Origin of the sequence: Roseomonas sp. HF4, from assembly GCF_005222755.1 — a bacterium.
Taxonomy (GTDB): domain Bacteria; phylum Pseudomonadota; class Alphaproteobacteria; order Acetobacterales; family Acetobacteraceae; genus Neoroseomonas.
In genome coordinates this window covers 1-20,250 of the sequence record NZ_STGD01000022.1, presented here as the reverse complement: position 1 = coordinate 20,250, position 20,250 = coordinate 1, and the positions used below count along the sequence as shown (strand labels likewise).

General features: G+C 72.1%; 15 protein-coding genes. 14 read left to right on the top strand and 1 reads right to left on the bottom strand.

The features are described from left to right. Positions 1 to 21 precede the first annotated feature (21 nt). From E8M80_RS23400 to E8M80_RS23355, 10 genes are all read left to right on the top strand, one after another. Positions 22 to 2,100 carry a hydantoinase/oxoprolinase family protein gene (locus E8M80_RS23400; protein WP_137128153.1) on the top strand — a complete coding sequence of 693 codons (2,079 nt, stop codon included), beginning with the start codon at positions 22 to 24 and terminating at the stop codon, positions 2,098 to 2,100. Beyond that, complete coding sequence (locus E8M80_RS23395) at positions 2,100 to 3,749, top strand: hydantoinase B/oxoprolinase family protein (RefSeq protein WP_137128152.1); 1,650 nt, start codon at positions 2,100 to 2,102, stop codon at positions 3,747 to 3,749. Before E8M80_RS23400 ends, E8M80_RS23395 begins: the two co-directional genes overlap by 1 nt. Further along, the gene (locus E8M80_RS23390; RefSeq protein ID WP_137128151.1) at positions 3,746 to 5,827 is read left to right on the top strand and encodes a hydantoinase/oxoprolinase family protein; all 2,082 of its coding nucleotides are present in this window, start codon (positions 3,746 to 3,748) and stop codon (positions 5,825 to 5,827) included. The genes E8M80_RS23395 and E8M80_RS23390 overlap by 4 nt, the downstream gene beginning before the upstream one ends. Next, on the top strand, positions 5,827 to 7,368 hold the full coding sequence (locus tag E8M80_RS23385) for a hydantoinase B/oxoprolinase family protein (protein WP_137128150.1): 1,542 nt from the start codon (positions 5,827 to 5,829) through the stop codon (positions 7,366 to 7,368). Before E8M80_RS23390 ends, E8M80_RS23385 begins: the two co-directional genes overlap by 1 nt. Positions 7,369 to 7,370: 2 nt before the next feature. After that, on the top strand, positions 7,371 to 9,122 hold the full coding sequence (locus E8M80_RS23380) for a recombinase family protein (protein WP_137128149.1): 1,752 nt from the start codon (positions 7,371 to 7,373) through the stop codon (positions 9,120 to 9,122). Then, positions 9,119 to 10,765, top strand: coding sequence for an iron ABC transporter permease (locus E8M80_RS23375; protein ID WP_137128148.1), 1,647 nt, complete (start codon positions 9,119 to 9,121; stop codon positions 10,763 to 10,765). Before E8M80_RS23380 ends, E8M80_RS23375 begins: the two co-directional genes overlap by 4 nt. A 218-nt stretch (positions 10,766 to 10,983) precedes the next feature. Continuing rightward, positions 10,984 to 12,006, top strand: a complete 1,023-nt coding sequence (locus tag E8M80_RS23370) for an ABC transporter substrate-binding protein (RefSeq protein WP_170979600.1) — start codon at positions 10,984 to 10,986, stop codon at positions 12,004 to 12,006. 155 nt (positions 12,007 to 12,161) lie between these two features. Next, positions 12,162 to 12,971 (top strand): ABC transporter ATP-binding protein, encoded by an 810-nt coding sequence (locus tag E8M80_RS23365; RefSeq protein ID WP_137128146.1) that lies wholly within the window; start codon positions 12,162 to 12,164, stop codon positions 12,969 to 12,971. Then, complete coding sequence (locus E8M80_RS23360; protein WP_137128145.1) at positions 12,961 to 13,791, top strand: ABC transporter permease; 831 nt, start codon at positions 12,961 to 12,963, stop codon at positions 13,789 to 13,791. The genes E8M80_RS23365 and E8M80_RS23360 overlap by 11 nt, the downstream gene beginning before the upstream one ends. A gap of 3 nt (positions 13,792 to 13,794) precedes the next feature. After that, entirely contained in the window at positions 13,795 to 14,508 is a 714-nt protein-coding gene (locus E8M80_RS23355; RefSeq protein WP_137128144.1) for an aspartate/glutamate racemase family protein, read from the top strand. Between the two features lie 6 nt (positions 14,509 to 14,514). On the opposite strand, the gene E8M80_RS23350 is transcribed toward E8M80_RS23355, so the two are convergent. After that, complete coding sequence (locus tag E8M80_RS23350; protein WP_170979599.1) at positions 14,515 to 15,696, bottom strand: beta-propeller fold lactonase family protein; 1,182 nt, start codon at positions 15,694 to 15,696, stop codon at positions 14,515 to 14,517. 226 nt (positions 15,697 to 15,922) lie between these two features. On the opposite strand from E8M80_RS23350, the gene E8M80_RS23345 reads away from it, so the two are divergent. The 4 genes from E8M80_RS23345 (at position 15,923) to E8M80_RS23330 (ending at position 20,021) form a co-directional block, all read left to right on the top strand. Then, positions 15,923 to 16,807 carry a 2-dehydro-3-deoxygalactonokinase gene (locus E8M80_RS23345; RefSeq protein ID WP_137128142.1) on the top strand — a complete coding sequence of 295 codons (885 nt, stop codon included), beginning with the start codon at positions 15,923 to 15,925 and terminating at the stop codon, positions 16,805 to 16,807. Continuing rightward, entirely contained in the window at positions 16,804 to 17,424 is a 621-nt protein-coding gene (locus E8M80_RS23340) for a 2-dehydro-3-deoxy-6-phosphogalactonate aldolase (protein WP_137128141.1), read from the top strand. Before E8M80_RS23345 ends, E8M80_RS23340 begins: the two co-directional genes overlap by 4 nt. 70 nt (positions 17,425 to 17,494) lie before the next feature. After that, on the top strand, positions 17,495 to 18,607 hold the full coding sequence (locus E8M80_RS23335) for an S-(hydroxymethyl)glutathione dehydrogenase/class III alcohol dehydrogenase (protein WP_137128140.1): 1,113 nt from the start codon (positions 17,495 to 17,497) through the stop codon (positions 18,605 to 18,607). A 52-nt stretch (positions 18,608 to 18,659) separates the two neighbouring features. Then, entirely contained in the window at positions 18,660 to 20,021 is a 1,362-nt protein-coding gene (locus E8M80_RS23330) for an adenylosuccinate lyase family protein (RefSeq protein WP_137128139.1), read from the top strand. Positions 20,022 to 20,250: the final 229 nt, after the last annotated feature.

Genomic DNA, 20,250 nt, shown 5'->3' with positions numbered 1-20,250 from the left:
CGCAAGGAGAGACTTCGCGACATGGCCGCGACCTATTCCCTCGGCATCGACATCGGCGGCACCTTCACCGACATCGTCGCCTTCGACCCCTTGAGCGGCCGGGCCTTCATCTGGAAGGAGAGCACGACGCCGGACGATCCGGCCCGCGGCGTCATGGCCGGCATCGCGCGGCTGCTCGGGGCGCACGGCATCGCACCCGCGCAGATCGGCCGCGTCGTGCATGCGACGACCCTCTTCACCAATGCGCTGATCGAGCGGAAGGGCGCGCGCACCGGCCTCATCACCACTGCAGGCTTCCGCGACGTGCTCGAGATCGGGCGGGAACGGAAGTACGAGCTCTACGACATCTTCATCGAGATGCCGCGCCCGCTGGTTCCCCGCCCGTGGCGGCGGGAGGTGCCGGAACGGCTCGCTTCGGACGGGACCATCGTCACGCCGCTCGACGTCGCGGCCTGCGTTGCGGAAGCCGGGGCGCTGGTCGCAGAGGGCGTGGAAAGCCTCGCCATCGTCTTCCTGCATGCCTATGCCAATCCGGTTCATGAACGCACCGCGGCGGAAGCGATCGCGGCGCGCTTCCCGTCGCTTTCGATTTCCCTGTCGAGCGACATCGCGCCGGAAATCCGCGAATACCCGCGCGCCAGCACCGCCGTCGCCAACGCCTATGTGCGCCCGCTGTCCGAGATCTACCTGCAGCGGCTGGAACAGGAGATCGCCGCCGCCGGCATCCCCGGCTCGCTGCACCTGATGCTGTCCAATGGCGGCCTGACGCATGTGGACGAGGCGAAGCGCGCGCCCGTGCAGTTGCTCGAAAGCGGCCCCGCGGCCGGCGCGCTGGCCGGCGCCTGGTTCGGCCGCAACGCGGGGCTCGAACGCGTGCTCGCCTTCGACATGGGCGGCACCACGGCGAAGCTCGCCCTGGTGGATGACGGCCAGCCGCTGGTCGCATGGGGCTTCGAGGCGGCGCGCGAACGGCGCTTCCTGCGCGGCTCCGGCCTGCCCATCCAGATCGCGACGGTCGAGCTCATCGAGATCGGCGCCGGCGGCGGCTCCATCGCGCGGCGGAGCGAGCTCAGCACGCTGCATGTCGGCCCCGACAGTGCCGGCGCGCAGCCCGGCCCCGCCTGCTACGCCCGCGGCGGCACGGAGGCGACGGTTACCGATGCCGACCTCGCCCTCGGCTGCCTGAACGCGGATTTCTTCCTCGGCGGCGCCATGGCAATCGACGCGCCGGCCGCCGAGGCCGCGGTCGGCCGGCTTGCCGCGGCGCTGGCGGTCGAGCCTGCCCGCGCCGCCTCCGGCATCCAGGACGTGGTGAACGAGACCATGGCCGGCGCGGCGCGCGTCGCCATCGCCGAACGCGGCCGCGTGCCGCACGAATACGCGCTGATGGCGACCGGCGGCGCGGCGCCCGTCCATGCCTGGGGGGTCGCGCGCAAGCTCGGCATCCGCCGCGTCGTCTGCCCGCCGGGCGCAGGCGCGGGCAGCACCATCGGCATGCTGATGGCGCCCGCGCGCGTGGATCGCGTCGCCTCGCTCAACCTCCCTTTCGCCGAGGCCGACATGGCAGCGATCGAGGAGACCTTCGCGCGGCTGGAGAACGAGGCCGCGCCGCTCGTCGCCGCCACCGGCGCCGACCTCGCGCGGCGCGACACGCGCTGGCTCGCGGACATGCGCTACATCGGCCAGGGCAGCGAGGTTACCGTCGCCATGCCGCGGCCGCTCTCGCCGGAGGCGGTCCGCGCCGCCTTCGAGGCCGAGTACCGCCGCCTGTTCGGCCGAACGCCGCCCGGGGCCGCGATCCAGTTCGTCGCGCTCAGGCTCTCCCTCAGCGCCCCGGTGCCGGGCGCGGAAGGCCGGCTCGACCTCGCCGCGGCCAGCGGCGGCACGATGCTGAAGGGGAGCCGCCCCGTCCACTTCGCCGAGGCCGGCGGCATGGTCGGGACGCCCGTCTACGACCGCTACGCCCTGCCGCCCGGCTTCGCGGCGGAAGGGCCCGCGGTGTTCGAGGAAAACGAGAGCACCTTCGTCGTCGGCCCCGGCGCGCGCATCGCGCTGCTGCCCGACGGATCCCTCGTCGCCGACATGCCGGAGGCCACGTGATGGCCGCCCGAAGCTTCGACGCCGTCGAACTCGAACTGCTCTGGCGCCGCCTGATCTCGCTGGTGGACGAGGCCGCGGCCGCGCTGGTGCGGACCTCCTTCTCGACGCTCGTGCGCGAATCCTACGACTTCTCCTGCATCGTGACGGATGCGCGCGGGGAATCCCTGGTGCAGGCGACGGAGAGCATCCCCTCCTTCATCGGCACGCTGCCCGCGACCGTGAAGCACTTCCTGCGCTTCTTCCCGGAGGAGACGCTGGAACCCGGCGACGTGCTGATCACCAACGACCTCTGGCTCGGCACCGGGCACCTGCCGGACATCACGGTGGCCAAGCCGATCTTCCACAAGGGACGGCTCGTCGCCTTCAGCGCCAGCACGGCTCACGCACCCGACATCGGCGGCAAGATCCGCAGCCCCGAGCCGCGCGAGGTGTTCGAGGAAGGCCTGCAGATCCCGCCGCTCAAGCTCATGCGCCGGGGCGTCGCGGACGACACGCTGGTCGCGATGCTGCGCCAGAACGTCCGCACGCCGGACCAGACGCTGGGCGATCTCTGGGCGCAGCTGGTGGCGCTCGACGTCATGGAGGACCGGCTGCTCGCGCTGATGTCGAACTATGCGCTCGACGACCTCTCCGACCTCGCCGCCGAGGTCCAGGGGCGCTGCGAGGCGGCGATGCGCGCTGCCATCGCCGCCCTGCCCGACGGCACCTACCGCAGCGAGCTCAAGACCGACGGGCTGATGGACACGCCCATCACCATCCGCCTCGCGCTCACGGTGCGGGGCGACGAGATCGAGATGGACTTCGCTGGCACCGACGCGCAGGTGGACCGGGCGATCAACTGCGCGCTCTGCTACACCTATGCCATGTGCATGTACGGGGTGAAGCTCTGCACCTCCCCGAACCTGCCGAACAACGAGGGCGCCTGGCGGCCGATTCGCCTGACGGCGCCGGCAGGGTGCATCGTCAACCCGCAGTTCCCTGCGCCCGGCGGGTCTCGCATGCTGATCGGGCACTACCTGCCGGTGCTGGTCTTCGGCTGCCTTGGCCAGGTGGTGCCGGAACGTGTCATGGCCGCGGCGGGATCGCCGATGTGGGGCATGAACCAGTCCGGCGTGCGCCCGGCGGCCGATGGCGGGCCGGGCAGGCCCTACGCCAACATGTTCTTCTACAATGGCGGCATGGGCGGCAATGCGCGGGGAGATGGCGTGACCTGCCTGTCCTGGCCGTCCAACGTCTCCTCCACCGCCATCGAGATCAGCGAGCACATCGCCCCGCTCCGCTTCCACCACAAGAGGCTGCGCCCGGATTCCGGCGGGCCGGGCAGGCACCGCGGCGGGCTCGGTCAGGAGATCCTGATCGAGAGCCTGTCGGACAGCCCGATCGCCGTCTCCTTCCTGGCGGAGCGCACCATCTTCCCCGCCTTCGGCATCGAGGGCGGGCAGGACGGCGCGCCCGGGCAACTGCGGATCAACGGCGTGGCAAGCGATCCCAAGAGGCAATACGTGCTGAAGCGCGGGGACACGGTCTCGCTCGGCACGCCGGGCGGCGGCGGGCATGGCGATCCGCGCGCACGCAGCGCTGAGGCGCTCGCCGCCGATCTCGCCGCCGGCTACGTCACCGATCCGACGCCCTACCGGGGCGCAGAATGATCGCGTCCTCCGCGCCATCGCTCGGCATCGACATCGGCGGCACCTTCACGGATCTGGTGCTGCACGACCCTGCCGGGGGCCGTTCGGCGAACATCAAGGTCCTGACCACCCATGCGGACCCGGTTCTCGGCATCCTCGACGGCACGCGGCGGCTGCTGGCCGAGGTCGGGGTCTCGCCGCGCGAACTCGGGCGCGTGGTGCATGCCACGACGCTGTTCACGAATGCGCTGATCGAGCGCAAGGGCGCCGTCACGGCGCTGATCACCACCGAAGGCTTCCGCGACCTGCTGCATATCGGGCGGGAGCGGCGGTACGAGCTCTACGACCTCGCGCTGCGTCCGCCGGCGCCGCTGGTGCCGGCGCATCTCCGCTTCGAGGTGCCCGAACGGGTGAAGGCGGACGGGACGGTGCTCGTCCCACTGGACCTTGCGGCAACGGAGGCCGCGGCTGATGCCGCTCTGGCCGCCGGCGCGCAGTCCATCGCCATCCTCTTCCTGCACAGCGACCTCCATCCGGCGCATGAGCAGGCGGCCGCCGCGCATCTCGCCGCGCGCCACCCCCGCCTGCCGGTCACCGCGTCCTCCTCCATCGTCCGGGAAGTGCGCGAATTCGACCGCGGCTCGACGGCCACCGCGAACGCCTATGTCGCGCCACTCGCCGAGCGCTACCTCTCGCGCCTGGCCGCCGAACTCGGCGGCCTCGGCATCGCGGCGCCGCTGTTGCTCATGCTGTCCAACGGCGGCCTGACCCATGTGGCGGAGGCGCGCCGCGCGCCCGTGCAGTTGCTGGAATCCGGCCCCGCCGCCGGCGCGCTCGCCAGCGCCTTCCTCGCCGGGCCGGAGGAGGAGCGGCTCCTCGCCTTCGACCTCGGCGGCACGACGGCGAAGCTCTGCGTCGTCGAGCACGGCGAGCCCGAGATCGTCTTCGGCTTCGAGGCGGCGCGCCAGGCGCGCTTCATCGAGAGCAGCGGCCTGCCGATCCGCATCTCCACCGTGGACCTGATCGAGATCGGCGCAGGCGGCGGCTCCATCGCCCGGCGCGACGCGATCGGGCTGCTCAAGGTGGGCCCGGACAGCGCGGGTTCCGAACCTGGGCCGGCGAGCTACGGGCGAGGCGGCACCCAGCCCACCGTGACCGACGCCAACCTCCTGCTAGGCTACCTCGATCCCGGGAGTTTCGCGGGCGGCAGGCTGCCGCTCGACCGGCAGGCGGCGTCGGCGGCCATTCGCGCCCTAGCCGAAACCCTCGGCATCGGGGAGGACGCGGCGGCCTGGGGCATCCACGACATCGCGACCGAGGCCATGGCCGGCGCCGCACGCACGCATCTGGCCGAGCGCGGGCGCGATCCGCAGGGCTTCACGCTGGTCTGCACCGGCGGCGGCGGGCCCGTCCATGGCTACCACCTTGCGCGCAAGCTCGGCATTCCCCGCATGATCGTCCCGCCCGAGGCGGGCGTCGCCTCGGCGCTCGGCATGCTCGCCGCGCCGCCGCGTGTGGATCGCGTGACCAGCCTCAGCCGGCGCCTGGATGGATGCAGCGCCGACTTCCTGGGCGATGCCTTCGCGGCGCTGGAGGCGGAGGCGCGCTCGCTTCTCGTGGGCAGTGGCCTGGAGGAGGGGGCGCTGTCCGTCGCCCGCCTGCTCGATGCCCGCTGCGTCGGCCAGGGCGCGCACATGCCCGTGCCGCTGCCGCCGACACCCTGGCCTGAGCAGGATGAGGCCGTACACGCCCTGATCGGCGACGCCTTCCGAACCGCCTATGCGGCACGCTACAGCCGGCCGCCGCCGCAGGTCCCGATCGACCTCGTGCATGCGCGGGTGGTGCTGCGCGGCGCGGCGCACGGGCTTCCGCCGCAATCGGTCGCTTCCGCCGTGGCGCCGCCCGTGGCGCGGCGGCGGCGCATCGTGGTGGATGGCGTCGCCGCCGAAGCCGCGGTCCACCGCCGTTCGGCCCTGCCGGCGGGCTTCACGGGGCACGGCCCGGCGCTGGTCGAGGAAGCCGGATCAACCCTCGTCATCGGCCCTGCCGGCCGCTTCTCCGTCCTCGCTTCGGGCAATATCCTCGTGGAGTTGGACTGATGCCGCGGCTCGATCCCGTCACGCTGGAACTCGTCTGGACGCGGCTCGTCTCGGCGGTGGACGAGGCGGCGAAGGCCATCGTCCGGACCTCCTTCTCCACCCTGTCGAACGAGGCGAACGACTTCGCCTGCGTGCTGACCGACGCGGAGGGCCGCTCCCTTGCGCAGAACACGGGCTCCATCCCGAGCTTCATCGGCACCCTGCCCGGGACGGTGCGCGCGCTGCGCGACGCCATCCCGCCTGCCAGCATGCAGCCGGGCGACGTCTACATCACCAACAACCCCTGGATCGGCACGGGCCATCTCAACGACATCTCGATCGTCCGCCCGATCTTCCGGGAGGGGCGCGTCGCCGGCTACGCCGCGACCACCAGCCACGTCCCCGATATCGGCGGACGGATCCGCAGCACCGAGGCGCGCGAACTGTTCGAGGAAGGCTTCCACATCCCGCCCATGCGCCTGATGCGGGACGGGGTGGTGGACCAGACGCTGCTCACGCTGCTGCGCACCAATGTCCGCACCCCCGACCAGACGGAGGGCGATGTCTGGGCGCAGGTCGGCGCCGTCTCGCTGATCGACGACCGCGTCCGGCGCACGATGGACAGCTATCGGCTGGACGGCCTCGAGGCCGTGGCGGATGAGATCTTCGACCGCTCGGAAGCCGAGATGCGCCGCCGCATCGCGGGCGTGCCGGACGGATGCTGGCGATATGTCATGCAGACGGACGGCCTCGATGCCCCCTTCACCTTCGCCGTCGAGGTCCGGATCGCGGGCGGCGAGGCGCATGTGGACTTCACCGGCACCAGCCCCCAGCAGCCGCGCGCGGTGAATTGCGTGTTCGCCTACACCCGCGCGATGACCGTGTTCACGCTGAAGGCCTTGCTGCTGCCCGAGGTGCCGAACAACGAGGGCATCTTCCGCGCGATCCATATCCATGCGCCCGAGGGGTCCATCCTGAACCCGCGCTGGCCGGCCGCGGTGGGTGGGCGGGCCGCGACGGGGCACTACGTCCCGGTGCTGATCTTCGGCGCGCTGGCCGAGGCGCTGCCCGACAAGGTGCGCGCGGCGCCCGGAAGCCCCCTTTGGATCATGAACATCGCCGGCACCGATCCCGCCGGCCGTTCCTTCGCAAATGTCTTCTTCTTCAACGGAGGCACCGGCGCCGGTGCGGCGCAGGATGGCGTCGACTGCATCTCCTGGCCGTCCAACATCTCCGCCACGCCAATCGAAGTCGCGGAACGCACCGCCCCGGTGCTGATCCACCACAAGCGGCTCCGTCCGGAATCCGGCGGGGCGGGGCACCAACGCGGCGGCGCGGGGCAGGAGACGGTCATCGAATGCGAGTCCGACGACGTCGCTGCGGTCTTCGTCACGGAGCGGATCCGCTTCGGGGCGCCAGGGCTGTTCGGAGGGGGCGCAGGTGCGCCGGGGGCCGTGCTGCTCGACGGCGTGCCGGCCGATACACGGCGCCAGCAGACCCTGGCGAAAGGGACGCGCGTGACGATCGCGACGCCAGGCGGGGGCGGCTTCGGCGGATCGTGACCATGGCGTCCCAGGCGCGCCTCGCCGCGAGGGCGGCGCCGAAGCCCTCGAGGCCGCCCGCGCGCCCTGATCGACACCGTCGCCGTCTCACCGCCCGACGATCCCGGCGATCCGCCCGGAATCGAGCTGACGGGCAACCTCATGTCGATGCTCAAGGCTGGCGGGGCCGCCATCGTCCCGGATGGGCCGAGCGGCAGGGCTGGACCTTGGCCGGCACCTACAGCGACGCCGCGATTTCGGGCGCCACCACCATCCGTCCCGGCTACCAGGCGCTGCTCGAAGCGATGCGGGGCGGCAAGGCCGATATCGTGCTCGCCGAGGGCCTCGACCGGTTCTCGCGCGACCTCGAGCACGTCGCCGCCTTCCACAAGCTTGCGCAATTCAGCGGCGTCAGGATCGTCACTTCGGCCGATGGCGAGCTGTCCGACCTCCATGTCGGCCTCAAGGGCACCATGGGGGCGCTTTATCTCAAGGACCTCTCCGCCAAGACGCATCGCGGCCAGGAGGTGCGTGTCCGCAAGGGGCACGCGTTCGGGCGGGTGCCGTATGGCTATCGCCTGGTCCGCCGCCTGGGCGTGAATGGCGAGCCGGAACGCGGCCTTCGCGAGGTCGACGCCGGTGAGGCGAGCATCGTACGGCGAATTTTCGACGCCTATGTCCATGGTGCCAGCCCGCGCGCCATCGCCGCAGCGTTGAACGCCGAGGGCGTGCCCGGCCCGGTCGGCACGCCCCGGTACGACACCTCGATCCGCGGCCGGCCCGGCCGAGGCGACGGCATCCTGCGCAACCCGATCTATGTCGGCCGTCTGCGCTGGAACCGGCATGCGCGCGTTCGTGATCCGCTCAGTGGCAGGCACGTCTATCGCGCGCGCATGCCCGAGGAGGTGGTCGAGGTGGAGGTGCCAGCGATGCGCATCGTCTCAGGCGAACTGTGGCAGCGGGCCCAGGCCCGTCTGGCCGCCGAGGCTGCGCCGCAGCTGGAGCAGCCTGTACCGGCGTTCTGGAAATCGCGCCGACCACGTCACCTGCTTAGCGGCAAGGTCGTATGCGGAGTATGCGGCGGCGGCTTCAGCGCGATGGGCAAGGACTACCTCGGCTGCCTGCCCGCGCGACGCGGGCATGGCTGCCACAATTCGCGCTGGATCCGCCGACCGAGGCTGGAGGCGCTCGGCAGCCGTCTCTTGCGCCCAGAAGCCGTGGCCGCGTTCTCCTCGGCGTTCATCGCCGAATGGAACCGGTTGACCGCCGAGGCCACCGCCGGCACTGGCGCCGCGAGGCGCGAGTTGCAGGTGATCGAACGCAGGCTTGAAAACCTGGTCGAGGCGATCGCCGATGGGGTCAGGGCGCCCGGCGTGCAGCGCAAGTTCGAGGAATTGGAGGCGCGGCGAGAGGTGTTGGTCGCGGCGATGGCCGAGGCGCCTCCAGCGGCACCGCTGCTGCATCCGCGTCTCGCGGAGGGGTATGCCGATCATGTCGCCCTGCTCCGCCGAGCCATCAAGGCCGGGCGGGACCCGGAGGCCCTGGAGGCGGCCCGGGCGCTGATCGAAAAGGTCGTCGTCAGCCCCGGCGAAGAGGCGGACGACCCGCCGGGGATCGAACTCGTCGGTGAGCTCATCGCCATGCTCAAGGCCGGTGGGGCATTTCCGAGCGGGAAGGACAGCGCGACGCCCCGCATCATTTCAGCCATGACGTCGGGTTCGGTAAAGAGCGGTATAGGGGGAGTTCTCTCCCCTGATGCTTCCTTTTCATCATGAGAACCCCCGTCTCCACCGGCCCCGGCCTCGCGGGCTTCGCCGTCTTCTGGCTGCTGCTGCTGGGCGCGCTTCCGATGCTGCGCCTGGCAGTCGAGGCGGGCAGCGCCGGCGCCTGGGCCGAACTCGCGCAGGATGCGGCGGTCTGGCGGGCGGCGCGGCGCAGCCTGGTGGTCGCGGCGGGGGCGACCGCGCTGTCGGTGACGCTCGGCGTGGCGCTGGCCGCGCTGTTGCTGCTGCGGGAGGTGCCGGGGCGGCGCGTGCTGATCTTCCTAGCCGTGCTGCCGCTGCTGGTGCCGCCGCAGATCATGGCGCTCGGCTTCCTGCAGGCGGCAGGGCCGGGCTCGCCGCTGCTGCTGGCGCTCGGGCTGGCGCCGCCGATCGGCTCGGCGCATCCGCTGCACGGGCCGCTCGGCATGGTGCTGGTGCTGGGCGTGCAGGGCGCGCCGCTGGTCTTCCTGGGCGTGGCCGCGCTGGTGCGGCGCATCCCCGGGGAGACGCTGATTGCCGCGCGTGGGCTCGGCGCGTCGCCGGGGGGCGCGCTGCGTCGGGTCGCGTGGCCGCTGCTCCTCCCGGGGCTCGCGGCCGGGGCGGGGCTCGCCTGGATCGCGGCGCTCGGGAATTTCGGCGTCGCGGCGCTCATCGGCATCCCAGGGCGCTATCCGGTCCTGACCGTCTTGATCTGGCGACGCCTCGGCCAGGGCGGGCCAGAGGCGCTGGGCGAGGTCGCGCTGTTGTCCGTGCTGCTGGCGGGCCTGGCGCTCCCGGGGCTCGCCATCCAGCGCTTCGCCGCGCGCGCCGCGCCGCTGCCGACGGGGCGGCCGTTCGCGCCGATGCCGCTGCGGCTTCGCGGCGCGGGCACGGCGGTGGCGATGGTCTACCTGCTGGTCGTGCTCGGGCTGCCGATGCTTTCGCTGCTGCTGGCGGCGCTGGTGCCCGCGATCGGCGTGCGCCTGACGGCCGCGACCTTCACCCTGGCCAATTTCGCGGCCGCGCTGGCGCCGGGCGCGCAGACGGGGGCGGCCTTCGGGCGGTCGCTGGTGCTCTCGGGCGTCGCGGCGCTGGTGCTGGCGGCGGCGGCGGGGGCGATCGCGCTGGCGCAGTCGCACCGCAGCGTGCGCCTGGCCGGCGTCATGGCGGACCTGCCTTATGCGCTGCCGGGCGCCTGCATCGGCGTCGCGGCCATCCTGATCGTGCTGTCGCTGCCGGGGGGTGGCGCGCTTTACGGCACGGCGGGGCTGATCCTGATCGCCTACCTGTCGCGGTTCCAGGCGCTGGCGCTCAGGCCCGCGGCGGCCGCGGCGGCACGGCTCGACCCCGCGCTCGACCTGGCGGCGCGTGGCATGGGGGCGGGGCCGCTGCGGCGCATCGCGGCCATCCACCTGCCGTTGCTGGCCCCGGCGCTCGGCGCGGGCGCCATCCTGGTCATGCTGCTGGCGGTGAACGAGGTCACGGTCTCGGCGCTGTTGCACGGGCCGGGCAGCCAGACGCTCGGCGTGCTGGTGTTCAACCTGCAGGATTCGGGCAGCACGGCGCTGGCTGCGGCGGTGTCCTGCCTCGCGCTGCTCCTGGTGGCGGTGCTGATGGCGCTGGCGAGCCTGGCCGCGCGGCGGCTGCCGGCAGGGACGCTGCCCTGGCGGCCTTGATAGCCGTGTAGCGCCGCCGCGGCCCGGCCGCGACGGGGGGCCTGCCCGACCGAAAGGCGCCCGGATTTCAGGCGGTCCCGACCGATTTCCAGGCAATTCCGGGCCGGACGCTGGCCGCGCCGCGCCGCGCCACCCTCCGGACGGCTTGCGCCCCGGCCCGCCCTTGCCGCAGAGATGCGTCAATGGTCGGTCAGGCCCGGCCGCAAGGGAGACCACGCATGACTTCAGGCTTCACGCGCCGCGGCGCGCTCCTCGCCACCGGCGGCATCCTGGCGGCGCCGCGCCTGGCCCGCGCCCAGGCGAGCCGGGTGCGCCTGACGCTCGACTGGGCCTTCCAGGCGCCCAATGCCTTCGCCCTGGTCGCGCGGGAGAAGGGCTATTTCCGCGCCGCGGGGCTCGAGGTGCAGGTCGACCGCGGCCAGGGTTCGGGCGGCGTGCCCGTGGCGCTCGCCGGCGGATCCTACGACATGGGCTATGCCGACCTGAACCCCGCCATCCGCTTCATGGCCGAGAACCCGGACCGCGGCATCGTTGCCGTCGCCGTGCTGCACGACCGCAGCCCGCTCTGCGCCATCGTGCGCGCCGATGGGCCCATCCGCACGCCCAAGGACCTCGAAGGAAAGCGGCTCGCGGCGCCGGACTTCGACGCCGGGCGGCAGCTGTTCCCGGCCTTCGCCAAGGCCGCCGGCGTCGACGCGTCCAAGGTCACCTTCCTGTCGGTCACGCCCGCGCTGCGCGAGCCGATGCTGGTCCGCCGTGAGGCCGACGGCGTCACGGGCTTCGTCACCACCTCGGCGCTGGCGCTCAAGGGCATTGGCCTCGCGCACAACCAGCAGCGCGTGATGATGTACTACGACCACGGGCTGAACCTTTATGGCGGCGCCATCCTGACCACGCGGGCCTTCCTGCAGCGGAACCCGGATGCGGTGAGGGGCGTGACGGCCGCGCTGCTGAAGTCCTTCCGGGAGACGGTCGCGAGCGGGCAGGAGATGCTGGACACGTTGAAGCGCATCGAGCCGCTGACCGACGTCGCGCTGGAGGCCGAACGCCACCAGATGAACACGGAGCGCGTGGTCGTGACCGACCATGTGCGCGCCAACGGCATCTCGGCGGTGGACATGGGCCGGCTGCAGACCGGCATCCGCGCGGTGGAGGAAGCCTACAACCTGCCGCCACGGCTGGAGGCGGCGCAGATCTACACGCCGGACTTCCTGCCGCCCGTCGCCGACAGGCGCATCTGAAGACCGGGGGGAGAAGGGAACTTCTCCCCCCGGACCCCCCTCAACCTTCTTTGTCGTCTGGTGCCAGGCCTCCCAGGGGCGGCGCCTAGTTGCAGAGAAGGGAGGTGGATCGGGGGAGGTTCTCCGCCCCCGACCGTTCCCGACCGGATGCGCCCATGACCCAGCCCTTCGTCCAGATCGACGGTGTCTCGATGCGCTATGGCGGCGTCGAGGGCACGCTCGCGCTGCGCGGCACCAGCCTCGACGTGGCGGAGGGCGAGTTCGTCGCCGTGGTCGGCCCCTCGGGCTGCGGGAAGTCCACGCTGATGCGGCTCGTCACCGGCCTCTGGCCGCCGACCGAGGGCACGGTCATCGTCGACGGCACCGAGGTCGCGGGCCCGCTCTCGATCGCCGGCATGGCGTTCCAGAACCCGACGCTGCTGCCCTGGCGCAACATCCTCGACAACGTGATGCTGCCGCTCGAGGTGGTGCAGCCGCACCGGCGGCAGCTGCGCGCCCAGCGCGGCACCTATGAACGACACGCGCGCAGCCTGCTGAAGCTGGTCGGGCTCGAGGGCTTCGAGACGAAGTTCCCCTGGCAATTGTCGGGCGGCATGCAGCAGCGCGCCTCGCTCTGCCGCGCGCTGGTGCACGACCCCCGGCTGCTGATGCTGGACGAGCCCTTCGGCGCGCTCGACGTCTTCACGCGGGAGGATCTCTGGGACGTGCTGCAGGAGGTCTGGATCGCGAAGAAGCCCACCGTGATCCTGGTGACGCACGACCTGAAGGAAGCAGTCTACCTGTCCGACCGCGTGCTGATCATGTCGTCCCGCCCCGGGCGGATCATCGCGGAACGCGCGGTGCCCTACCCGCGCCCGCGCCGTCTGGACCTGACCTACCAGGCGGAATTCCAGGCGATCGTGCACGAGCTGCGCGACCGGATCTCCGAGGCACGCCAGGCGGAGGCCACCCAGGATGCGCGCTAGCGCCCGTTCGTCGGAGGCGCTGGTCGCCGCCGCGCGCCGCCGCCGCCGCCTCGAGGCCGCGCTGCCCTGGCTGGTCATCGCCGCGATGTTCCTGGCGTGGGAGGCCATGGTCCGCGCCCTCGACATCCAGCCCTTCATCCTGCCCGCGCCCAGCCTGATCGCCGAGAGCATGGCGAAGTGGTGGCATCCGCTGCTGACCAATGCCTGGGCGACCCTGGTCACGACGGTGATCGGCTTCCTGCTGGCGGTGGCCTTCGGGCTTCTGCTCGGCGTCGTGATCGGATCCTCGGTCCTGGTCTACCGCGGGCTCTATCCGCTCCTGATCGCCTTCAATTCCGTGCCGAAAGTCGCTGTCGTGCCGATCCTGGTGATCTGGTTCGGCGCCGGCTTCTGGCCCGCCGTGCTGACCGCGTTCCTGATCTCGTTCTTCCCGATCGTGGTGAACGTCGCGACCGGCATCGCGACGGTGGAACCGGAACTGCGCGACGTGCTGCGCGCACTCGGCGCCAAGCCGCGCGACATCATCATGAAGGTCGGGCTGCCGCGCGCGATGCCGTATTTCTTCGCCTCCCTGAAGGTCGCGATCACGGTCGCCTTCGTGGGATCGATCATCAGCGAGACGGTGGCCGCGAACGAGGGCATCGGGCACCTGATGCTCGTCGCCTCCTCCCGCTTCGACGTCCCCCTGGTCTTCGCCGGGCTGATCGTCACGGGCGTCATGGGCGTGCTGATGTACTGGGTGGCGGTCACGATCGAGGAACGCACGACGGGCTGGGCGACGCGGGGGCAGAACGACCCGCGCCTCGCCACGGGCGGCTGAACGATGGAGGCCGTCCGCCTCGGCATGCTGACGCCGTCCTCGAACACCGTGCTCGAGCCCGCGACCTACGCGCTGCTGGAGGGGGCGCCGGGCGTCACGGCGCATTTCCAGCGGCTGCGTGTCCTCTCCATCACGCTGGACGGCGGATCGACCGGGCAGTTCGACACCGCCCCCATGGTCGCGGCGGCCGAGATGCTGGCGGACGCGAAGGTGCACGCGATCTGCTGGAACGGCACATCGGGGGCCTGGCTCGGTCTCGACGCCGACCGCGCGACCTGCGCCGCCATCACAGCCGCGACAGGCATTCCCGCCACTACCGCAACGATCGCGCTGCATGACGCGCTTCGGGCGCTCGGCGTGCGGCGGGTCGGCCTAGTCACGCCCTATCTCGGCAGCGTGCAGGCGGCGATCGTCGCGAACCTCGAAGCCGCGGGCTACGCCGTGCCTGCCGAGCGTCACCTCGAGGACCCGGGCAACTACTCCTTCGCCGAGCATCCCGCGGCGCTGGTCACGCGCCTGACGCGCGAGGTCGCCGCCGGGGGGTGCGATGCCATCGCGATCCACTGCACGAATTTCCGCGGGCTGGAGGCGGCCCGTAACCTCGCCGCCCCGCCCGTGCTGGATTCCGTGGCCGTGGCGCTCTGGGGCGCGCTCCGCGCGGCGGGGGCCGATCCGGGCAGGGTCGCCGGCCTCGGCCCCCTGGCCCGGATCCGCTGAGGCGCGTCAGTTCCGCCGGACCGGCGGGCCGACATCGGCGGTGCGGATGGCCGCCGGCCCGCCATTGACCGCGATGCGCTGGCCGGTGTCGCGCAGACGGCCTTCCTCGAACCGGAAGACCGAGATGTTCCGGTCGGCCATGTTCTGCACCAGGATGGTGCGGCCATCGCGCGAGAAGGCGACGCCCTGCGCCCAGTCGCCCACCGGCGCACGTGCGACTTCCCGCAGGCGGCCGTTCTCGATCCGCAGCATCACGAGCTGCGCCCGCCCGCGCAGCGGGTCGCCCTGCGGCCGCGCCGAGCCGTTGTGGATGGTGACCGCGACATGGCGGTTGTCCGGGCTCGCCTGGATGCCCTCGGGCGTTGCGCCCACGGTGGCCGTGGCGACGGTGAGGAAGGGCTCCCGCTGCAGGTTGATGAGGGAGACGGTGTCGGCATCGCCGCTGCCGCGCCCGATATTCGCGGCTACCGCCCATCGCCCGTCGGGCGTCAGGCCCATGCCGTAGGGGCGGATGCCGGCCGTGATGTCGCGGTTCGTCTTCGTCACGGTCTCGCCCTCGATGTTCAGGACCGAGACGAAGGACGCCGCTGCGTCGTCGCGCGTGACCAGCGCGCGCCGCCCGTCCGGCGTGAACTGCACATGCGCGGGGGAGGATGTCGCGTTGCCGATCGTGACGGTGGAGAGCGGCGTCAGGCTGCCCGCGGCCAGGCGGAAGACGCTGACGGTGCCGGCATTGCGGTTGGCGACCAGCACCAAGGTGCCGGCGCGATTGACCGAGACGCCGGAGGGACCGGCGCCGGCCTCGACCGTCTGGACCACGCGCGGCGGGCTGGCGCGCAGGTCGACCACCTGCACCCGGTTGTCGGGCACGGTGCGCGCGGGATTGGCCGGGTCGATCCGCTCGGCCGAGGTGAGGATCGCGAAGCGCTCGTCCGGCGTCACGGCGACCGAGGTCGGCGGGCCGACGACCGAATGCGACAGCGCGACCTCCCCCAGCACGCGCGGCGCGCGGCCGGACAGGTCGATGATCGTCGCCGTGTCCGCCGGTGCATCCTGCACCACGCGGTTCTGGCCGTTCTCGAGACGTCGCTTGTTGTCGTTGCCCGAGACGGCGATCTGCGCCGCTGCAGGCAGTGAAAGGGCAAGCGCCAGCGCGATGGCGCCGCCGCCGAGCAGCCGTGGGCTCATGGTTATCCTCCCAATCCTCGCCCCGGCGTGATCGATGTTCCTCCCCGCGCGGGCGACACGCAAGCCGCCGTTGCACCTCGCCGCACGGCTCGGCGTGCGAGGGCGGCGCGGCAGGGCGGGCATGCCGGGGCTCGCGGGCCGATTGCATGCCTTGTCCTGAATCACGTGTTGCCTCGCCATGACTGGGGCAGGCATTCTACCGTGAGATTTTTCTGAGGATCGCGAGATGATCGGGCTCGACTGGGGCACGACAAGCCTTCGCGCGTATCGGCTCGGGACGGATGGCCAGATCATGGCGCGTCGGGACATGCCGCGCGGCATCCTGTCCATCGACTCTGACGGATTCCCCGCGGCGCTGCACGCCGCCGCCGGCGACTGGATCGGCCAGGGCGACACGCGGGTCGTGATGTGCGGCATGGTCGGCAGCCGGCAGGGCTGGGTCGAGGCCCCCTACATAGACTGCCCCGCCGGGCTCGATGGCCTGGCGGCCGCCGCCGTCCGCGTGCCCTTCGAGGGGGCGGAGCTTCGCATCGTCCCCGGCCTCTCCTGTCGCGGCGGCGGCGGCGCGCGCGACGTCATGCGCGGGGAGGAGACGCAGATCCTGGGCGCGCTGCCGACGCTCGGCGGCGCGGAGGCGACGGTCTGCCTGCCTGGCAGCCATTCCAAATGGGCGCAGGTGTCGGACGGGCGCGTGCTCCACTTCGCGACCCACCTGACCGGGGAGGCCTTCTCGGCGCTCTCGGGCCACACCATCCTGGCCCGCATGATGAACCCGTCCGCGCCGTTCCATGCTGGTGGCTTCGCCCGCGGCGTCGCGCGCGCGAAGCAGCCGGGCGGGTTGCTGCACCACCTCTTTGGCCTGCGCGCCGCCTCCCTGTTCGACGAGATCGAGGAAGACGAGGCGGCCTCCTTCCTCTCGGGCCTGCTTATCGGTCACGAGGTGGCGTCGGCGCTCGAGGGTGGCGTGGCGCCGCCCGTGGTCCTGATCGGCGCCGCGGCGTTGACGACGCGCTACGCGGCCGCGCTCGATGCCTTCGGTGTGCCCCACCGCAGCGCCGATGCCGATGCCGCGGCACGGGGCCTCGCGCGGATCGCGGAGCGACTGCCATGAGCCTCGCCCCCTGGCTCGACGCCTGCCCCGTCGTCGCGATCCTGCGCGGCGTGCGCCCGGATGAGGTGGAAGCCATCGGCGCCGCGCTGCTGGCCGAGGGGCTGAACATCCTCGAGGTGCCGCTGAATTCGCCGCAGCCGCTCGAGAGCATCCGCCGCCTGCACGCAGCCTTCGGGGAACGCGCGCTGATCGGCGCCGGCACCGTCACGACCGAGGACGAGGTCGCCGCCATCACCGCCGCCGGCGCGCGGCTGATGGTGACGCCCCATGCCGACCCGGCCCTCGTGCTCGCGGCCCGCGCCCGCGGCCTGCATGCCTGCCCCGGCTTCCTCACGCCGGCCGAGGCCTTCGCCCTTCTGGCCGCCGGCGCCGATGCGCTCAAGCTGTTCCCGGCCGAGGCGGCCTCCCCCGCCGTGCTGCGCGCGCTGCTGGCCGTGCTGCCGAAGGGCACCGCGATCCTGCCCGTGGGCGGCATGGCGGCGGAGACGATCCCGGCCTGGAAGGCGGCGGGCGCGGCGGGCTTCGGCGTCGGCTCCTCGCTCTACCGGCCGGGCGACGGGCCGGCCGAGGTCACGGCGCGGGCGCGGGCGCTCCGCGCCGCCGCCGGCATGGGCTGACCGCGGGCCGGGTTGCGCCGGCACCGCGCGGCGCCTCATGCTGCGCCGGCACATCCGGGAGCAGCCCACCATGAAGACCCGCGCCGCCGTCGCCTGGAAAGCAGGTGCGCCCCTGACGATCGAGACCATCGAGATCGGCGGCCCGAAGCCCGGCGAGGTGCTGGTCGAGGTGATGGCGACGGGCGTCTGCCACACCGACGCCTACACCCTGTCGGGTGCGGACCCGGAGGGCCTGTTTCCCGCCATCCTGGGCCATGAGGGCGCGGGCATCGTGCGCGAGGTCGGCGCGGGCGTGACCACGCTCAAGGCCGGCGACCACGTCATCCCGCTCTACACGCCGGAATGCCGGCAGTGCAAAACCTGCCTGTCGCGGCGCTCCAACCTCTGCACCGCGATCCGCGCGACGCAGGGCAAGGGAGTGATGCCCGACGGAACCAGCCGCTTCTCCTGCGACCAGGGAACCGTCTTCCACTACATGGGCTGCAGCACCTTCGCGAACTTCACGGTCCTGCCCGAGATCGCGCTGGCCAAGGTCCGGCCCGACGCGCCCTTCGACAAGATCTGCTACATCGGCTGCGGCGTGACGACCGGCATCGGCGCGGTGGTCAACACGGCCAAGGTCTGGCCGGGCGCCAATGTCGCGGTCTTCGGCCTGGGCGGCATCGGGCTGAACGTCATCCAGGGCGCCCGCATGGTCGGCGCCAACCGCATCATCGGCATAGACATCAACCCCGCGCGGGAGGAGATGGCGCGCCGCTTCGGCATGACGCATTTCGTGAACCCCGACGCGGTCGGCCGCGACAAGGTGGTGCAGGCCATCCAGGACCTGACCGACGGCGGCGCCGATTTCTCCTTCGAATGCGTGGGCAACGTGCACCTGATGCGCCAGGCGCTGGAATGCACCCATCGCGGCTGGGGGGAGAGCATCATCATCGGCGTCGCGGCCTCCGGCCAGGAGATCAGCACGCGGCCCTTCCAACTGGTCACGGGGCGCAACTGGCGCGGCACGGCCTTCGGCGGCGCGCGCGGGCGGACCGACGTGCCGCGCATCGTCGACTGGTACATGGAGGGCAAGATCGAGATCGACAGCCTGATCACCCACACCATGCCGCTCGATCAGATCAACACCGCCTTCGACCTGATGCACGAGGGCACGTCGATCCGCTCCGTCGTCGTCTATTGATCATCGCGCCCGGCGGGGCTTTCCTCCGCGCCGACACGCGAGAGGAAACGCAATGCCCGTGAACCCCGCCGACGGTGCCGTGCTCGGCGCACTCTACGGCACAGACGCCATGCGCGCCGCGATGGGGGAGGACGCCTTCCTCCAGCGCATGCTGGACGTGGAGGCAGCGTTGGCGCGCGCGCAGGCGCGGCTCGGCATCATCCCGGCCGCCGCCGCGGCCGCCATCACCGCGGCGGCGGATGCGCGGCTGCTCGACCGCCCGGCGATGGCGGCGGCGACGCGCAACACAGGCTATCCGGTCGTCGCGCTGGTCACGCAGCTGACCGCGCTGGCCGGCCCCGATGCCGGCCGCTGGACCCATTGGGGTGCCACCACCCAGGACATCATGGACACCGCGCTCGTGCTCCAGATGCGCGACGGGCTCGCGCTGATCGAGGCCGACCTCCGCGCGACCTGCGCCGGGCTCGCGCGCCTTGCGGCGGCGCATCGCGACACGGTGATGGCCGGGCGCACCCACCTGCAGCACGCGCTGCCGACCACCTTCGGCTGCAAGGTCGCGGTCTGGCTCTCGCCGCTGCTGACCTCGCTCGCCACGCTCGACCAGATGCGCCCGCGCGCGCTCCGCCTGTCCTTCGGCGGCGCCGCCGGTACGCTGGCCTCGCTGGGTGACCAGGGGCTGGCGGTGACGCGCGAACTGGCGCGGGAACTCGACCTCGTGGAAGCGGACATCCCCTGGCACGTGGCGCGCGACGGGCTCAATGAGGCCGCCTGCTGGCTCGGCATCCTCTGCGGCAGCCTCTCCAAGATCGCGACCGACGTGATGCTGATGATGCAGAACGAGATCGCCGAGGTGAGCGAGCCGCATGTGCGCGGCCGCGGCGGGTCCTCCACCATGCCGCAGAAACGCAATCCCATCGCCTGCGAGTACATCCTGTCGCAGTCCCGCGGCGTGCATGCGCTGGTGCCGCAGATGCTCTCGGCCATGGCGCAGGATTTCGAGCGCGCCACCGGCCCCTGGCAGGCCGAGATGCTGGCGCTGCCGCAGGCCTTCCTGCTGGCGCACGGGGCGGTCGCGCAGGCGCGCTTCATCGCGGACGGGCTGGTGGTGGACGCCGCCCGCATGCGCCGCAACCTGGATGCCACCCAGGGGCTGATCGTGGGGGAGGCTGTGATGATGGGCTTGGCGCCGGTCTTCGGCCGTCTCGAGGCACACCACATCGTCAACGACGCCTGCGACCTTGCCATCGCCGAGGGGCTGGACCTGACCGCCGCGCTGCTGCGCGACGGGCGCGTGGCGGCACGGCTCGACGCGGCGGCGATCGGGCGGCTGACCGACCCCGGCGCCTATCTCGGCAGCGCCGGGGCGTTCACGGATCGCGTGCTGGCGCGTGCGGGGGCCGGCCGCGAAGCGTGACAGGACGTTGGAGGCAAAGGCGGGGGGATGGAGTGGGCCCCTGGGGCCGGACATGGGTCAGGCTGCAGCTTTGACAGGGCGCCGGGCCTGTTGCTCCTCGAACTGCACGAGGCTGAGGTAGCCGAGAGCCGAGTGCAGCCGCTTGCAATTCTAGACATTCTCGATGAACCGCGGGAGATCTGCGGTGACGTCCTCGAAGGTCTCGTAGGCCATCGGATACACGGCCTCG

Excerpts from the sequence above, each read along its gene's own strand:
- E8M80_RS23400 (WP_137128153.1), top strand. The coding sequence starts at position 22 with ATGGCCGCGACCTATTCCCTCGGCATCGACATCGGCGGCACCTTCACC.
- E8M80_RS23395 (WP_137128152.1), top strand. The coding sequence starts at position 2,100 with ATGGCCGCCCGAAGCTTCGACGCCGTCGAACTCGAACTGCTCTGGCGC.
- E8M80_RS23390 (WP_137128151.1), top strand. The coding sequence starts at position 3,746 with ATGATCGCGTCCTCCGCGCCATCGCTCGGCATCGACATCGGCGGCACC.
- E8M80_RS23385 (WP_137128150.1), top strand. The coding sequence starts at position 5,827 with ATGCCGCGGCTCGATCCCGTCACGCTGGAACTCGTCTGGACGCGGCTC.
- E8M80_RS23380 (WP_137128149.1), top strand. The coding sequence starts at position 7,371 with ATGGCGTCCCAGGCGCGCCTCGCCGCGAGGGCGGCGCCGAAGCCCTCG.
- E8M80_RS23375 (WP_137128148.1), top strand. The coding sequence starts at position 9,119 with ATGAGAACCCCCGTCTCCACCGGCCCCGGCCTCGCGGGCTTCGCCGTC.
- E8M80_RS23370 (WP_170979600.1), top strand. The coding sequence starts at position 10,984 with ATGACTTCAGGCTTCACGCGCCGCGGCGCGCTCCTCGCCACCGGCGGC.
- E8M80_RS23365 (WP_137128146.1), top strand. The coding sequence starts at position 12,162 with ATGACCCAGCCCTTCGTCCAGATCGACGGTGTCTCGATGCGCTATGGC.
- E8M80_RS23360 (WP_137128145.1), top strand. The coding sequence starts at position 12,961 with ATGCGCGCTAGCGCCCGTTCGTCGGAGGCGCTGGTCGCCGCCGCGCGC.
- E8M80_RS23355 (WP_137128144.1), top strand. The coding sequence starts at position 13,795 with ATGGAGGCCGTCCGCCTCGGCATGCTGACGCCGTCCTCGAACACCGTG.
- E8M80_RS23350 (WP_170979599.1), bottom strand. The coding sequence starts at position 15,696 with ATGAGCCCACGGCTGCTCGGCGGCGGCGCCATCGCGCTGGCGCTTGCC.
- E8M80_RS23345 (WP_137128142.1), top strand. The coding sequence starts at position 15,923 with ATGATCGGGCTCGACTGGGGCACGACAAGCCTTCGCGCGTATCGGCTC.
- E8M80_RS23340 (WP_137128141.1), top strand. The coding sequence starts at position 16,804 with ATGAGCCTCGCCCCCTGGCTCGACGCCTGCCCCGTCGTCGCGATCCTG.
- E8M80_RS23335 (WP_137128140.1), top strand. The coding sequence starts at position 17,495 with ATGAAGACCCGCGCCGCCGTCGCCTGGAAAGCAGGTGCGCCCCTGACG.
- E8M80_RS23330 (WP_137128139.1), top strand. The coding sequence starts at position 18,660 with ATGCCCGTGAACCCCGCCGACGGTGCCGTGCTCGGCGCACTCTACGGC.